Below are 16,854 nucleotides of genomic sequence, written 5' to 3'. Positions count from 1 at the left end.
TTCTTTTGAGACAATCATTATTATAACTTATTTACTTTAAAAGTCAACAAGTTTTTTATATTCTCTCAAAACTAGATAACATTTGCTACATATTATATGGTTAAGTCCTCGATCTATTAGTATTCGTCAGCTCCACATGTCACCATGCTTCCACCTCGAACCTATCAACCTGATCATCTTTCAGGGATCTTACTAGCTTACGCTATGGGAAATCTCATCTTGAGGGGGCTTCATGCTTAGATGCTTTCAGCACTTATCCCTTCCGCACATAGCTACCCAGCTATGCCCTTGGCAGAACAACTGGTACACCAGCGGTGCGTCCATCCCGGTCCTCTCGTACTAAGGACAGCTCCTCTCAAATTTCCTACGCCCACGACGGATAGGGACCGAACTGTCTCACGACGTTCTGAACCCAGCTCGCGTACCGCTTTAATGGGCGAACAGCCCAACCCTTGGACCGACTACAGCCCCAGGATGCGATGAGCCGACATCGAGGTGCCAAACCTCCCCGTCGATGTGGACTCTTGGGGGAGATAAGCCTGTTATCCCCGGGGTAGCTTTTATCCGTTGAGCGATGGCCCTTCCATGCGGAACCACCGGATCACTAAGCCCGACTTTCGTCCCTGCTCGACTTGTAGGTCTCGCAGTCAAGCTCCCTTATGCCTTTGCACTCTACGAATGATTTCCAACCATTCTGAGGGAACCTTTGGGCGCCTCCGTTACACTTTAGGAGGCGACCGCCCCAGTCAAACTGCCCACCTGACACTGTCTCCCGGGTCGATAAGACCCGTAGGTTAGAATTTCAATACAGTCAGGGCGGTATCCCACCAGCGCCTCCACCGAAGCTAGCGCTCCGGTTTCAATGGCTCCCGCCTATCCTGTACAAACTGTACCAAAATTCAATATCAGGCTACAGTAAAGCTCCACGGGGTCTTTCCGTCCTGTCGCGGGTAACCTGCATCTTCACAGGTACTATAATTTCACCGAGTCTCTGGTTGAGACAGTGCCCAAATCGTTACACCTTTCGTGCGGGTCGGAACTTACCCGACAAGGAATTTCGCTACCTTAGGACCGTTATAGTTACGGCCGCCGTTTACTGGGGCTTCAGTTCAGAGCTTCGCTTACGCTAACCCCTCTCCTTAACCTTCCAGCACCGGGCAGGTGTCACCCCCTATACTTCGCCTTACGGCTTCGCAGAGAGCTGTGTTTTTGCTAAACAGTCGCTTGGGCCTATTCACTGCGGCTTTCCGTTAAGAAAGCACCCCTTCTCCCGAAGTTACGGGGTCATTTTGCCGAGTTCCTTAACCAGAGTTCTCTCGCACACCTTAGGATTCTCTCCTCGCCTACCTGTGTCGGTTTGCGGTACAGGCACCTTTTATCTCGCTAGAAGCTTTTCTTGGCAGCGGGGAATCAAAGACTTCGCTCCATAAGGAGCTTCCCCATCACAGCTCAGCCTTCACGATAAGCGGATTTGCCTACTTATCAGCCTAACTGCTTGGACGTGCACAACCAATCGCACGCTTCTTCTATCCTTCTGCGTCCCTCCATTGCTCAAACGATAAAGAGGTGGTACAGGAATATCAACCTGTTGTCCATCGCCTACGCCTGTCGGCCTCGGCTTAGGCCCTGACTAACCCTGAGCGGACGAGCCTTCCTCAGGAAACCTTAGGCATTCGGTGGACGGGATTCTCACCCGTCTTTCGCTACTCATACCGGCATTCTCACTTCTAAGCGCTCCACCAGTCCTTCCGGTCTGACTTCACTGCACTTAGAACGCTCCCCTACCACTGATACCATTGGTATCAATTCGCAGCTTCGGTGGTGTATTTAGCCCCGGTACATTTTCGGCGCAGAGTCACTCGACTAGTGAGCTATTACGCACTCTTTAAATGGTGGCTGCTTCTAAGCCAACATCCTAGTTGTCTAAGCAACTCCACATCCTTTTCCACTTAATACACACTTTGGGGCCTTAGCTGGCGATCTGGGCTGTTTCCCTCTTGACTACGGATCTTATCACTCGCAGTCTGACTCCTAAGGATAAGTCATTGGCATTCGGAGTTTGACTGAATTCGGTAATCCGATGAGGGCCCCCTAGTTCAATCAGTGCTCTACCTCCAAGACTCTTACACTTAAGGCTAGCCCTAAAGCTATTTCGGGGAGAACCAGCTATCTCCAGGTTCGATTGGAATTTCTCCGCTACCCACACCTCATCCCCGCACTTTTCAACGTGCGTGGGTTCGGGCCTCCATTCAGTGTTACCTGAACTTCACCCTGGACATGGGTAGATCACCTGGTTTCGGGTCTACGACCACGTACTAAACGCCCTATTCAGACTCGCTTTCGCTGCGGCTCCGCCTCTTCAGCTTAACCTTGCACGGGATCGTAACTCGCCGGTTCATTCTACAAAAGGCACGCCATCACCCATTAACGGGCTCTGACTATTTGTAGGCACACGGTTTCAGGATCTCTTTCACTCCCCTTCCGGGGTGCTTTTCACCTTTCCCTCACGGTACTGGTTCACTATCGATCACTAGGGAGTATTTAGCCTTGGGAGATGGTGCTCCCAGATTCCGACGGAATTTCACGTGTTCCGCCGTACTCAGGATACATTCAAGAGAGAACGAAGTTTCGACTACGGGGTTGTTACCCTCTACGACGGACCTTTCCAGGTCGCTTCGTCTACCTCGTTCCTTTGTAACTCCGTATAGAATGTCCTACAACCCCAAGAGGCAAGCCTCTTGGTTTGGGCTATGTTCCGTTTCGCTCGCCGCTACTCAGGAAATCGCATTTGCTTTCTCTTCCTCCAGGTACTTAGATGTTTCAGTTCCCTGGGTCTGTCTTCCATACCCTATGTATTCAGGTAAGGATACCATACCATTACGTATAGTGGGTTTCCCCATTCGGAAATCTTCGGATCAAAGCTTACTTACAGCTCCCCGAAGCATATCGGCGTTAGTCCCGTCCTTCATCGACTCCTAGTGTCAAGGCATCCACCGTGCGCCCTTTCTAACTTAACCAAACTAAAAATTAAAAAATATGAGCTACACTGTTATCTAGTTTTCAAAGAACATACATTTATATATGAGAGATAGTTCTCTCAAAACTGAACAAAACGAAACACGGAAACTTATATTGATGAACAGCGTTCATCAATTCTCCATAGAAAGGAGGTGATCCAGCCGCACCTTCCGATACGGCTACCTTGTTACGACTTCACCCCAATCATCTGTCCCACCTTAGGCGGCTGGCTCCAAAAAGGTTACCCCACCGACTTCGGGTGTTACAAACTCTCGTGGTGTGACGGGCGGTGTGTACAAGGCCCGGGAACGTATTCACCGCGGCATGCTGATCCGCGATTACTAGCGATTCCAGCTTCATGTAGGCGAGTTGCAGCCTACAATCCGAACTGAGAACGGTTTTATGAGATTAGCTCCACCTCGCGGTCTTGCAGCTCTTTGTACCGTCCATTGTAGCACGTGTGTAGCCCAGGTCATAAGGGGCATGATGATTTGACGTCATCCCCACCTTCCTCCGGTTTGTCACCGGCAGTCACCTTAGAGTGCCCAACTTAATGATGGCAACTAAGATCAAGGGTTGCGCTCGTTGCGGGACTTAACCCAACATCTCACGACACGAGCTGACGACAACCATGCACCACCTGTCACTCTGCTCCCGAAGGAGAAGCCCTATCTCTAGGGTTTTCAGAGGATGTCAAGACCTGGTAAGGTTCTTCGCGTTGCTTCGAATTAAACCACATGCTCCACCGCTTGTGCGGGCCCCCGTCAATTCCTTTGAGTTTCAGCCTTGCGGCCGTACTCCCCAGGCGGAGTGCTTAATGCGTTAACTTCAGCACTAAAGGGCGGAAACCCTCTAACACTTAGCACTCATCGTTTACGGCGTGGACTACCAGGGTATCTAATCCTGTTTGCTCCCCACGCTTTCGCGCCTCAGTGTCAGTTACAGACCAGAAAGTCGCCTTCGCCACTGGTGTTCCTCCATATCTCTACGCATTTCACCGCTACACATGGAATTCCACTTTCCTCTTCTGCACTCAAGTCTCCCAGTTTCCAATGACCCTCCACGGTTGAGCCGTGGGCTTTCACATCAGACTTAAGAAACCACCTGCGCGCGCTTTACGCCCAATAATTCCGGATAACGCTTGCCACCTACGTATTACCGCGGCTGCTGGCACGTAGTTAGCCGTGGCTTTCTGGTTAGGTACCGTCAAGGTGCCAGCTTATTCAACTAGCACTTGTTCTTCCCTAACAACAGAGTTTTACGACCCGAAAGCCTTCATCACTCACGCGGCGTTGCTCCGTCAGACTTTCGTCCATTGCGGAAGATTCCCTACTGCTGCCTCCCGTAGGAGTCTGGGCCGTGTCTCAGTCCCAGTGTGGCCGATCACCCTCTCAGGTCGGCTACGCATCGTTGCCTTGGTGAGCCGTTACCTCACCAACTAGCTAATGCGACGCGGGTCCATCCATAAGTGACAGCCGAAGCCGCCTTTCAATTTCGAACCATGCGGTTCAAAATGTTATCCGGTATTAGCCCCGGTTTCCCGGAGTTATCCCAGTCTTATGGGCAGGTTACCCACGTGTTACTCACCCGTCCGCCGCTAACTTCTTGAGAGCAAGCTCTCAATCCATTCGCTCGACTTGCATGTATTAGGCACGCCGCCAGCGTTCATCCTGAGCCAGGATCAAACTCTCCAATAAAGTTAGTTTGTCTAGCATCTAAAAATAAAAATTGACGTTTCACGTTGTTTGTTTCGTTCAGTTTTCAAAGAACTACTTGGTCGCTCATTTGCGACTTCCTTATGTTAACATCTTCATTTTTCAATGTCAACTAAGTTTTTTAATTTCTTTTTTTGTCGTTTTCTGCGTTTCCGCATCAGCGACGGTTATTAATATATCATGCAGTATATACAGGGTCAATACTTTTTACAAAAAAATTTCACATCCCGTTAAAAACTTAAAAATCATTATAGCACCCATTCATTCTTCATGGCTCCTATCCATTTTATATCTTATCTCTTTATCAATTTACACGAGAGTGAAAATTCTAAATTTTATGTTATATTATTATTATAGGAGTGTGGTGAGAATGAGCATTAAGTATTCAAACAAAATCAATAAAATCCGGACCTTTGCATTAAGTTTAGTATTTATCGGCCTCTTCATTGCATACTTAGGTGTCTTTTTCCGCGAAAACATTATTGTTATGACAACGTTTATGATGGTTGGCTTTTTAGCTGTTATCGCTAGCACTGTCGTTTACTTTTGGATTGGTATGTTATCTACTAAGACTATCCAAATTATTTGTCCAAGCTGTGATAAGCCAACAAAAATGCTCGGCCGTGTCGATGCATGTATGCACTGCAATCAACCTTTAACACTAGATCGAGATCTAGAAGGAAAAGAATTTGATGAAAAGTATAATAAGAAGAGTTATAAATCATAAGTATCAAGGGAAATACGAGTTTGCAACACTACAAACGTTTCAACTCATTAAAAAGTTGATTTATTAAGAAATCAACTTTTTAATTGTTTTATTAAATTTATTACACCTATTTTTTCGAAATAACAGTAAACATCCCTGTCATGTTAGGCGAATAATCTTTAAAATCATATTTTTCGTAGAATGACGTTTTACCTTGCGACGCAAACAAACCAATGAATGCTTTATCTGGAGCATTCTGATTTAAGTATTCTACTAAAGTATTCATTATTTTCTTTCCAATACCATTCTTTTGATACTCTGGATGAACCACTATATCTTGAATATAGAAATAGATAGCCCCATCACCAACAATTCTGCCCATGCCGATAATTTGATTATTATCCTTGACTGTTATACAGTAAATCGAATTTTGAAGTGATATTTCCACCACCTCAAAGTTCATATAATTAGTCCATCCCACAGAATCACATAAATATTTATATTCTTCCAATGTTGGAATGTCACTTTTAATCTCATATTTCTTCAAAATGTCCCCTCCAAGAATTCATTTCCACCAATACAAAGTAAATTCGACAAACTTTTATCTAACCCTTCTTACTAACTTAGCACTGTAAATCCCGATTAACCTCACGCTAATCCTTATATAATAAAGAAAGAGGCTGACGTATAGCCGTCAGCCTCTTTCTTTATTATATATTACGCCTTATGACACTCTGGACAAACGCCATAAATTTCTAAGCGATGACTATTGATAACGAAGCCTGTCGTTTTCGCAGCTTCCTCTTCCAGCTTTTCCAAGCCTCCATAAGGAAAATCAACAATCTTACCACATTTTTCGCAAATCACATGATAATGTTGACTTGTAACATAATCAAATCTACTTGAAGCGTCTCCATAAGTTAATTCCTTTACAAGTCCAACCTCTTTAAACACACGTAAGTTATTATAGACAGTTGCAACACTCATATTTGGAAACTTACCTTCTAATGCTTTATAAATATCATCCGCTGTTGGGTGCGTCATTGATTCCACAAGGTACTCTAAAATAGCATGACGCTGTGGAGTAATGCGTACACCCGTATTTTTCAGCATTTCTAGCGCTTCTTTTAATTCTTCTTTGACCACCGTCATGCACCCCGATTCTATACGGATTATTATTTTATAATTCTTATAAAGAGTGTACTCCTTTTCTTATAAATCGTCAATATTTCTACTATAAGTATGTGGTTTATTTTTATATTCAGGACTTGTTTTTATGTATCTTTCCCTTTTTCTTCATATATTACATAGAAAAAAGTGCGACATAATCGCACTTGGAATACTATCATCTGAGGAGGTATGCCCTACACTTCCACTTTATGTAAGGCAGTAAAATATGTATAGACACTTGCCTTGTTTCTGCATATTTTATCTCCAACGTAGATTTATTTTATATAAGAAAGAACATCCTCAATATGTCCTTTCACTTTCACTTTACGCCACTCTTTTACAAGTTCACCGTCTTTATTAATAAGGAATGTAGAACGCTCGATTCCCATATACTCTTTCCCAAAGTTCTTTTTTAACTTCCAAACATCGTATAACTCTGCTACTTTATGATCTTCATCTACTAAAAGTGTAAATGGCAATTCATGTTTCTCAATGAATTTCAAATGTCTATTCGCTGAATCAGGACTTACTCCAAGAATAACCGTATCCTTCTCTTGAAATACTCCATACGCATCACGAAAATCACATGCTTCAGTTGTACATCCTGGCGTCATATCTTTCGGGTAAAAATAGAGAACTACATTTTTACCGCGAAAATCAGCTAGGCTAACTTCTTCTCGGTTACTTCCCTCTAATGTGAATTCTGGTGCCATTTCTCCTACTGTAATCATTGTTATCACTCCTACTCTTTTCCTTTACTATAACAAATGCTTCCTTATTTTTCATTGTCTATTACAGACCTCATCACAAAAGCAAAAGGGAGTGTATATCCAATTAGCGCTTCTGCAATTGCAATCCACCGCCCAATTCCAATCGGAGATATGTCACCATATCCAACAGACAATAAAGTAACTGCGCTAAAATATAAACAAACTTCAACGAGTTGAAAAGAATGAGCGTTCAAACTTTCTCCGTCCTCTTTCAAAACTGCGAAACCCATTTCCTCTAATACAACGTAACTTAATCCAAACGCGATCAGTACTGTTGTATAGATCAAAAATAATGTGGCCAAATTATACAGCGAAAAAAAACGCGTTGAATCTGAATAGGAACTCCATAATAATTGGACACTTTTCAAAATAGCAATTGCTGCAATTAATAGAATAAATCCCCATAACATGTCCTCCACCTCATTTTATATGTATGAGGTGGAGGACTGATTTATCCCTTAGAAACGAACAAGCTTCTATAATTAATTACCCGCGCCACGGTATCTTTTTACTCCTTGGTTCCAGAGGTTGATTGCAATTGTAAAACAGATAACACCAACAAGTGGCGTCGCGAATGCATAACTATTCCATTCTGTTTTTCTTAAAAAGTACGCTGCTGGATATACTCCAACAAACGCGAACGGTAAAACAAACGTTAAAATGAAACGAATTACACGATTATAAATATTAACAGGATAGCGCCCGTAATTACCTATGTTATACATAAGGGGCATAATTGAACTTTTCGCATCCGACCAAAAACCAAGGCTCGCAAGCGTAACAAATATCCCTCCATATACAAGTGCCCCTCCTCCTACCATCAATATAAATAAGAAGAAATCATACCAGTAAAAAGATAATTGTAACTCCACAGCTGCATATCCCATTACAACAATCCCTGTAATGGCTCCAATTAAAGATTCAAGTTCCATTCTTTCTAATATAATTTGAAATAGGCTATGGATCGGTCGCGTTAATACACGATCCATCTCCCCTTTAATAATGTATCGATCATTAAAATCCCATATATTAAAGAAAGCTGAAAAGATGGCAAATGGTACTAAAAAGAAACCATAAATAAAGATTACCTCTTCTCGACTCCATCCCTTCAATGCTTGTGTATGCCCAAATACAACGAGAATAAATATTAAATTAACTGCTTGAAGCGATAAATCAGAAAGTAAACCAACGATAAAATCGCCTCGATACTCCAATTTCGTTTTTATATATTGACTTGCATATTGTAAAAATAAGTTTATATATAGCATCTCATCATCCCCCTTGTACAATTAGACGTTTTCTCGCCGTTCTCCACATGAGTACAATTGGAATAATAAGTACAATTGCCCAAATCACTTGAAATACTAAAGCCTCATACAACTTACTCCCCTGTATACCTTCAGAAAAAATCATACTTGGAATATAACTAATAGCCTGAAACGGTAAAAACATCATTGCTTTTTGGGCCCATAACGGATAAAAACTAATTGGTAATAATAGACCTGAAAATAAATCAATAACAACGCGTTTTGCATACATAATTCCACTATTATTAAATAAGAAAAACGTAAGCATTCCCGTCATTAAATTAATTTGTGTATTAATAATAAAACTAAATATTAAGGATAAGAAGAAATATAACCAAGTTTGAAAATTCGTTGTAATTTGCAACGAAAATAATAACGTAACGATAACCATGCCTGGAATGGAAAAGAAGGCAAAACGGAATATCCCCTCGCCAAGACCTTGCATAACTTTCATTCCCAAATAGTTATACGGACGAATTAATTCTACAGCCACACGTCCTTCTTGAATCTCCATCGCAATTTCCCTATCTATATTATTAAAATAAAACGCACGTGCCATCCACGCGATTGCGATATACGTGGTCATTTGCGAAATAGATAAACTTTCAATATTCTCTTTTCCGCTATAAATTGCTTGCCATAAAAAATAGTAAGCACCGATATTAATCGTATAAATTAAAATCCCACTATAGTAATTTGTACGATACGCAAGCATCATTAAAAAGCGAATTCGAATCATTTCAATATACTTACCCATGCGTAATACCTTCTTCATAAATGTTACGAATAATTTCCTCTGTAGACACTTCGTTAATTTTTAAATCTTTAATTTGAAAGGCTTGTACTACTTTAGAAATAAGCATTGAAATAATAACTTCTTCATTCGGAATTTTTGCAACCCATGCATTTTCCTCTTTTGCTTTCGACCAAACGACATGATTATCTGGCATAACCATTGATAAAGCCTGATAGGAAACTGGTGCAACAAACTGAAAGTGTATTTCCTTCTCTGCTCCCCACTGCGTACGAAGATTATTTAAAGAACCGTCATACATAATATTTCCTTCATCCAGCATGATAACACGCTCACATAAAGCTTCAATATCCGTAATATCATGAGTAGTTAATAAAATTGTTGTTTTATAACGTTCATTCATTTCTTTTAAAAATTCACGTATTTTCAATTTCACAAGTACATCTAACCCAATTGTTGGCTCATCTAAAAATAATAACGGTGGATTATGAATTAAGGCTGCTGCTAATTCACAACGCATTCTTTGACCGAGAGATAATTTTCGAACTGGTTTATCTAATAAAGGCCCTATATCTAACGTTTCAATTACGTGCTCCATATGCTCCTTATACTGAGCGTCTGATACACCATACACTTTCTTTAATAAACGAAACGATTCTTGTACTGCAATATCCCACCAAAGTTGCGAACGCTGTCCAAAAACAACACCAATTGTTCTTACAAATTCTTCTCTTTGTTTATGTGGGTTCATTCCATTTACTGTGATTTGCCCTGATGTCGGAGTTAAAATCCCCGTAAGCATTTTAATTGTTGTTGATTTACCAGCACCGTTCTCACCGATATAACCAACCATTTCACCTTGCTTTACAGTAAAAGATACATCATTTACTGCTGGTACTATTTTATAATTACGATTTAATAAATCGCGAAATGCACCCTTTAAGCCCGGACGACTTGAATAGGCTGTAAACTCTTTACGTAACCCTTGTACCTCAATTACCGATTTCATAATCGGACCCCCCTCCTAAATGTCACAACGAATAGTTTACCCAACTGCCTTCGCTATCACAAACAATACGTCTTTTCAAAAAACATGTTAGAATAATACATAGATTTTTGTAAGGAGATGAATTGTAGTGAATTTCACAAAGTCAGAAGCATTACATAAAGAAGCTTTAGAGCATATCGTTGGCGGTGTTAACAGTCCTTCTCGTTCTTTTAAAGCAGTTGGCGGCGGCGCTCCTGTTGCTATGGAACGCGGGAAAGGCGCTTATTTCTGGGATGTAGACGGAAATAAATATATCGATTATTTAGCAGCATACGGTCCTATTATTACTGGACATGCTCATCCGCATATAACAAAAGCAATTACAACAGCTGCTGAAAATGGGGTACTTTACGGAACACCAACAGCGCTAGAGGTAAAATTCGCAAAAATGTTAAAAGAAGCAATGCCTGCATTAGATAAAGTCCGTTTTGTAAACTCTGGTACAGAAGCAGTGATGACAACGATTCGTGTTGCTCGTGCTTATACAGGTCGCACAAAAATCATGAAATTTGCTGGTTGTTACCACGGTCATTCTGATTTAGTACTTGTGGCAGCTGGATCTGGTCCTTCTACTTTAGGAACTCCTGACTCAGCTGGCGTACCACAAAGTATCGCACAAGAAGTTATTACCGTTCCATTTAATAATGTAGAAACTTTAAAAGAGGCGTTAGATAAATGGGGTCATGAAGTAGCAGCTATCCTTGTAGAACCGATTGTTGGAAACTTCGGTATTGTAGAGCCTAAACCAGGATTCCTTGAAAAAGTGAATGAACTTGTTCACGAAGCTGGCGCACTAGTAATTTACGATGAAGTTATTACTGCTTTCCGCTTTATGTACGGTGGTGCTCAAGACTTACTTCGTGTGACACCTGACTTAACAGCGCTTGGTAAAGTTATTGGCGGCGGTTTACCGATCGGTGCTTACGGTGGTAAGAAAGAAATTATGGAACAAGTTGCTCCGCTTGGACCTGCATACCAAGCTGGTACAATGGCAGGAAACCCTGCTTCTATGGCATCAGGTATCGCTTGTCTAGAAGTGCTTCAACAAGAAGGACTTTATGAGAAATTAGATGAACTTGGTGCAATGCTTGAAAAAGGAATTTTAGAGCAAGCAACGAAACATAATATCGACATTACATTAAACCGTCTAAAAGGAGCTTTAACTGTATACTTCACAACAAATACAATTGAAGATTACGATGCCGCACAAGATACAGACGGTGAAATGTTCGGTAAATTCTTCAAGCTTATGCTTCAAGAAGGAGTTAACTTAGCACCTTCTAAATACGAGGCATGGTTCTTAACGACAGAACATACAAAAGAAGATATTGAATATACAATCGAAGCTGTCGGCAGAGCATTTGCTGCCCTAGCAGACAATAAATAATCCCGTCATTAAAAGGAAAAAAGAAAGCTCACCTTTCTTTTTTCCTTTTTTCTATTTCATAAATCCCGTATTAATAGTATAATTATTCATAATTATCTGTTTTATATTCTTTTACAGCATTACTATCTCTGTGTACAAGGTGATTTGCGCCTTAAATAGTAAGATTATTCTAACTTTTACAAGAGGGGGGATTGACGGATGCTCAATACAAAAAATACATGGACACCGTCTTTATTTCGAGATTATAGAAATGCAGAACACGATGCGTGTGGAATCGTTTCCGTTATGGAGAAACGAAAAATTGCTACAAAAGAAAACATTGACCTTTGTATTCAATCACTCGTCAAAATGAATCATAGAGCTGGTTTCATTAATGGTGAGGGCGATGGCATCGGCATTCACATTGATGTACCAAAAGCGCTTTGGAATGAAAAACTAAAAAGTAGCGGATATAATCCAACGATTGTGGATCATCCCCACTTTATCGTTGGACATTTTTTTCTAAATAAAAAAGAAAACATTACTATCTTAAAAGATTATATTCGTACGCAATTAAACAACAAAAAATTTACAATCATTTTCGAAAGTGATGATGTAACAAACTCCGATGCACTCGGTCCACTTGGTAAACAAGAAGAACCTTTATTTTGGCAAGTTGCCCTTATCGCAGAAAACGAAATTACAAATATTGAGCAAACATTATTTTCTGTCACAATAAAAATAGAGGAAAACGAAGCAATTCATGTTGCTTCATTAAGTCGTGATCATGTTGTATATAAAGTTCTAGGTGCTGGTGATACACTTGTTGCCTACTATAATGATTTACAACATCCACTTATCGCTTCAACTATGACATTAGGACATAACCGCTACTCTACTAATACATTATCTAATTTTTTTCGTGTACAACCATTTAGCATTCTCGGACATAATGGTGAAATTAACACAATCGCAAAATTACGCGATCAAGCTGAAATGATTGATGTACCACTTACTGCTGGGGGCAGTGACTCTCAAGATTTAAACCGCACCTTAGAAACTCTACTTGTTCAATACGACTACAGTTTATTTGAAGCAATGGAAATATTGTTCCCTCCAATTATTAATGAAATTAAACTTTATGAAACACCTTTACAAGATTTATATACGTATATACGTGAAGCATGGGGACATTTTGCACAAGGACCAGCTGGCATCATTTCCCGTTTTAAAGATGAAGCTGTTTTCAGTGTTGATTCCCTTGGATTACGCCCAGTATGGAAAGTAGAGACAGAGAGCTCTTATATTTTCTCTTCTGAACCTGGAGTTGTATCACCAACTAAATATGTAGCAGAACCAAAACCACTCGCCCCTGGAGAAAAGGTTGGATTAAAATGGAATGAACAAGATGAACTTGTTCTTTATGAATATGACAAATATCAAATCCAAGTATATAACCGTTTTAAAAAGCGAATTGATACTACCAATTACCATTTAAATTTATCTATCCCTGAAACGAAAAAAATCCAAGGGCTATGTGATTCTGTTCAAGTTGAAACGAAACAATACGTCGCTTTCGGATGGGACCGAGAACATATTCAGCTCCTTGAACAGATGGCAACAAAAGGCGTTGAGCCAATACGCTCACTTGGGCATGACTCACCACTTGCCGCACTCGATACTGATAGACGAAATATCGCTGACTTTATTAAAGAAAGTGTAGCTGTTGTTACAAACCCTGCAATTGACCGTGACCGTGAAATTGAACACTTCTCTACACGTACTGTACTTGGAGAGCGTCCAAGTTTATTAAGCGGCGCAAAACGGCCATTTGTAGTTGAAATGCTTTCACCAATTATTTTAGAAGGCAGCGTGGCACAACCTATTGCAGAGGAATTACACACAATTACGTATGAACAACTCATAGAGCTATTTATGACTCATAACTCTATCGCCACAATCTCTGCTACATTCAGCTCGTCAGAAACTCTGCAATGTGCATTAAGCCGCATTAGTTCTGAAGCGATAGCTGCTGTTAACAATGGTGCTTCTCTACTAGTATTAGATGACGCAAAAGCTCATCTAAATGAACGCCTGTGGATTGATCCACATTTAGTTACCGCTAAAGTACATCAAGCATTAAGTGAAAATAAATTACGCCGCAATTGTTCTCTCGTTATACGTTCTGGTGCCCTTCGCTCCTTACATGACATTGTAACGCTATATGGATTAGGAGCAGATAGTATTAATCCATATTTATTATTCGCGACTGTAAATGATGGAACAAAAATACCAATTACGAATCTGTATAATGCGCTTAATAAAGGACTAGAAAAAGTCATTTCAACAATTGGAATTCATGAGTTACGTGGTTACGGACGTCTCTATTCATCTATTGGGTTACATGAGGAAATTGCAAATATATTACAAATTACAAATTTCTTCGGTTCAAATGATTTAGCTTTTTCACTTGAATCACTTACTGAAGATGCAAAAATACGAGCAGAGGATTATAACAATCCTAAAATTAGAATGCGAAAATCATTTCATATATTCCCGCGAATTTGGAAAGCAATTGGCGATGTTGCAAAAGGAAATTCTTATGATGATTACCGCGACAAGTTAAGTGAACTAGAAGAGAATAATCCAATCGCAATCAGACACCTTGTTCAAACGAAACAAACAAAACATGTCGTTCCAACTGAAGAAGTATCTATCGGCATTCAAAATCATAATTTACCATTTATTATTAGTTCTATGTCATTTGGTTCTCAAAACGAAATCGCCTTTCGCGCATATGCAGAAGCAGCCGATCAGCTAAATATGATTAGCTTGAACGGTGAAGGCGGCGAAATTAAAGATATGATTGGGAAATACCCACATACACGTGGACAACAAGTGGCATCTGGACGATTTGGAGTAAATGCCGAACTACTAAACTCATCAAACTTAATTGAAATCAAGATCGGTCAAGGCGCAAAGCCTGGGGAAGGTGGACATTTACCTGGTTCAAAAGTGACAGCCAAAATAGCTGAAGCACGTAATGCGACAATCGGCTCAGATTTAATTTCACCTTCTAATAACCATGATATTTATTCAATTGAAGATTTAGCTCAAATGATTACAGAAATTAAAACAGCTAATCAACTTGCCAAAGTAGCCGTGAAAGTCCCTGTCGTTCCTAATATCGGAACAATTGCTGTCGGTATCGCCAAAGCTGGCGCTGATTTTATTAACATTAGCGGATTCGATGGCGGAACAGGTGCTGCACGTATTCACGCATTGCAGCATGTAGGTCTCCCTGTAGAAATTGGTGTTAAAGCCGCTCACAACGCTTTATTAGAAGCAAGCATGAGACATAAAGTAGAGATTTGGGCAGATGGTGGTATTCGAAGTGTAAATGATGCCTTGAAAATCATGCTCCTCGGAGCAAATCGTATTGGATTTGGCACACTATCAATGATTGCAATCGGCTGTACTACTTGCCGTGGGTGTCATCTAGATACTTGCCATGTCGGAATTGCGACACAAATTGAGTCTGAAGCACAAGCAAAAGAACATGGGTTACGCCGCTTCGTTCCGCGCGAATTAGAAAGCGCAGTTGCTGGCCTGCTAAATTTATTCACCACTTTCGGTATAGAACTAAAACGATTAACAGGACAGCTTGGGTATACAAATTTACAAGCAATTGTTGGGCGTTCTGATTTATTAGAGCAAGTTCGAGGCGAAAATTTATTAAACTTACGTAATTTACTACAAATAATAGAACACCCATCTGTTACAACAACAGAAGGCGTACCGGAAAAACAATTTAAAACAGTTCATTCCGCTGACTCAAAAGAATTAGTAGGCGTTGGTGTAGAGCAACGCGTTATGGGTGGTCTAGAATCATGTTATCGCGTTCGCAGTAAACTATATGAAGCTACTCAACTTGAACCACTTACATTAAAGTATACGAATGGTTCTATTCCCGGAAATGGGTTAGGTGCTTACAATAGTGAAAATTTATTTATACACGTAAATGGCGGCGCACAAGATGGCATTGGTAAAACTTCCTTTGGTGGTGGGATTTATATAACGAAATCAAAAGGAAAAGACGGAGTATATTATAACGGTTCTGTCGGAAAAGGATTTGGATATGGCGCACAAAAAGGGGCACTATACGTACAAGGGAACGCTGATGCTCGCGCTGGCATTCGCCTTTCTGGGGCAGACATGATAATCGGAGGTAGAATAACAAAACCACTCCGTGAAAAAGAGCAAGGAAATATAGGTGCATACTCCAATATTAAAGGTTTTGCTTTTGAATATATGACAAATGGGCGAGCGCTTGTTTTAGGTGACCCTGGTCCATGGATTTGCGCTGGCATGACTGGCGGTGTTGTTTATTTGCGTCGTAATTCAAACTTAGGCTTAACAGAACAAGCCTTAAAAAGAAGAATCGCAAAAGGCGCAAATGTTACATTACAACCAATTAGTAAAAATGGTTTGAAAGATGTAACTGAATTATTGCTAGACTATATTCGTGTACTAAACGAGCACGAGCAATATGAGGAAGTTGCTTTGTTAACACCATTATTAGATGATATACAGAACCAGTTTTTTGAGATTATCCCGAAAAAAGAACAGGCAGATCCATCTATCTCAACAGAGTAACATGAGTAATTTTCATTATTAAGAAAAAATTGACGAAGTACACTTCTCATAGTAATCTATAGTAACAATTTGAGACCTGCTGAAATTCAGCAGGTCTTTTTACTAAAAACTGATGTTTAAAAGAAATTAGGAAAAATTATAAAGTGAAACTTTAATTAGCCTACAGCAATTGAGCGTTTACCGGCATCCAGCTACTGAATTTAGAGGCGGGAATCTTACTGTTCACAATTAGCGCGATAAAATGAATACTAATTTCTTTTAACGTCACTAAAATATCACTTGCTAACATATTGTAATGAATGTATAGTATCATGTTGTACATTCATTATGACAAGAGAAAGGAT

The 16,854-nt window shown here is 40.4% G+C and carries 10 protein-coding genes and 2 rRNA genes; 3 read left to right on the top strand and 9 right to left on the bottom strand.

Annotation, left to right across the window (positions count from 1 at the left end):
• Positions 1-96 precede the first annotated feature (96 nt).
• A 23S ribosomal RNA gene (locus tag N2V79_RS02645) occupies positions 97-3,017 on the bottom strand.
• A gap of 146 nt (positions 3,018-3,163) precedes the next feature.
• A 16S ribosomal RNA gene (locus N2V79_RS02640) occupies positions 3,164-4,715 on the bottom strand.
• The 16S and 23S rRNA genes sit together here, the layout of an rRNA operon.
• A 388-nt stretch (positions 4,716-5,103) precedes the next feature.
• Here N2V79_RS02640 and N2V79_RS02635 point away from each other — a divergent pair.
• Positions 5,104-5,460, top strand: a complete 357-nt coding sequence (locus tag N2V79_RS02635; RefSeq protein WP_000025067.1) for a YgzB family protein — start codon at positions 5,104-5,106, stop codon at positions 5,458-5,460.
• A gap of 106 nt (positions 5,461-5,566) precedes the next feature.
• On the opposite strand, the gene N2V79_RS02630 is transcribed toward N2V79_RS02635, so the two are convergent.
• From N2V79_RS02630 to N2V79_RS02600, 7 genes are all read right to left on the bottom strand, one after another.
• A complete protein-coding gene (locus tag N2V79_RS02630) occupies positions 5,567-5,986 on the bottom strand; it encodes a GNAT family N-acetyltransferase (protein ID WP_000759744.1) in 420 nt (139 codons plus the stop codon).
• A gap of 170 nt (positions 5,987-6,156) precedes the next feature.
• Entirely contained in the window at positions 6,157-6,585 is a 429-nt protein-coding gene (perR, locus tag N2V79_RS02625) for a peroxide-responsive transcriptional repressor PerR (protein WP_000237829.1), read from the bottom strand.
• A gap of 299 nt (positions 6,586-6,884) precedes the next feature.
• Positions 6,885-7,340, bottom strand: coding sequence for a thioredoxin-dependent thiol peroxidase (gene bcp / locus N2V79_RS02620; protein ID WP_340719547.1), 456 nt, complete (start codon positions 7,338-7,340; stop codon positions 6,885-6,887).
• A gap of 44 nt (positions 7,341-7,384) precedes the next feature.
• Complete coding sequence (locus tag N2V79_RS02615; protein WP_000964343.1) at positions 7,385-7,789, bottom strand: potassium channel family protein; 405 nt, start codon at positions 7,787-7,789, stop codon at positions 7,385-7,387.
• Between the two features lie 72 nt (positions 7,790-7,861).
• Positions 7,862-8,647 (bottom strand): ABC transporter permease, encoded by a 786-nt coding sequence (locus N2V79_RS02610; RefSeq protein WP_000965774.1) that lies wholly within the window; start codon positions 8,645-8,647, stop codon positions 7,862-7,864.
• 4 nt (positions 8,648-8,651) lie between these two features.
• Positions 8,652-9,443, bottom strand: a complete 792-nt coding sequence (locus tag N2V79_RS02605; protein WP_000521519.1) for an ABC transporter permease — start codon at positions 9,441-9,443, stop codon at positions 8,652-8,654.
• Complete coding sequence (locus tag N2V79_RS02600; RefSeq protein WP_000843655.1) at positions 9,436-10,449, bottom strand: ABC transporter ATP-binding protein; 1,014 nt, start codon at positions 10,447-10,449, stop codon at positions 9,436-9,438. Before N2V79_RS02600 ends, N2V79_RS02605 begins: the two co-directional genes overlap by 8 nt.
• A gap of 127 nt (positions 10,450-10,576) precedes the next feature.
• Between N2V79_RS02600 and hemL the strand changes: the two genes are divergently transcribed.
• Positions 10,577-11,875, top strand: coding sequence for a glutamate-1-semialdehyde-2,1-aminomutase (hemL, locus tag N2V79_RS02595; RefSeq protein WP_142238934.1), 1,299 nt, complete (start codon positions 10,577-10,579; stop codon positions 11,873-11,875).
• 198 nt (positions 11,876-12,073) lie between these two features.
• Positions 12,074-16,510 (top strand): glutamate synthase-related protein, encoded by a 4,437-nt coding sequence (locus N2V79_RS02590; protein ID WP_075718495.1) that lies wholly within the window; start codon positions 12,074-12,076, stop codon positions 16,508-16,510.
• Positions 16,511-16,854 lie beyond the last annotated feature (344 nt).

This window comes from Bacillus sp. CH_70, from assembly GCF_038007045.1.
GTDB lineage: Bacteria > Bacillota > Bacilli > Bacillales > Bacillaceae_G > Bacillus_A > Bacillus_A cereus.
Note: the sequence above shows the minus strand (reverse complement) of the source record. Positions and strands in the feature narration are given on the sequence as shown.

Excerpts from the sequence above, each read along its gene's own strand:
- N2V79_RS02605 (WP_000521519.1), bottom strand. The coding sequence starts at position 9,443 with ATGGGTAAGTATATTGAAATGATTCGAATTCGCTTTTTAATGATGCTT.
- N2V79_RS02610 (WP_000965774.1), bottom strand. The coding sequence starts at position 8,647 with ATGCTATATATAAACTTATTTTTACAATATGCAAGTCAATATATAAAA.
- bcp (WP_340719547.1), bottom strand. The coding sequence starts at position 7,340 with ATGATTACAGTAGGAGAAATGGCACCAGAATTCACATTAGAGGGAAGT.
- N2V79_RS02635 (WP_000025067.1), top strand. The coding sequence starts at position 5,104 with ATGAGCATTAAGTATTCAAACAAAATCAATAAAATCCGGACCTTTGCA.
- N2V79_RS02615 (WP_000964343.1), bottom strand. The coding sequence starts at position 7,789 with ATGTTATGGGGATTTATTCTATTAATTGCAGCAATTGCTATTTTGAAA.
- N2V79_RS02600 (WP_000843655.1), bottom strand. The coding sequence starts at position 10,449 with ATGAAATCGGTAATTGAGGTACAAGGGTTACGTAAAGAGTTTACAGCC.
- N2V79_RS02590 (WP_075718495.1), top strand. The coding sequence starts at position 12,074 with ATGCTCAATACAAAAAATACATGGACACCGTCTTTATTTCGAGATTAT.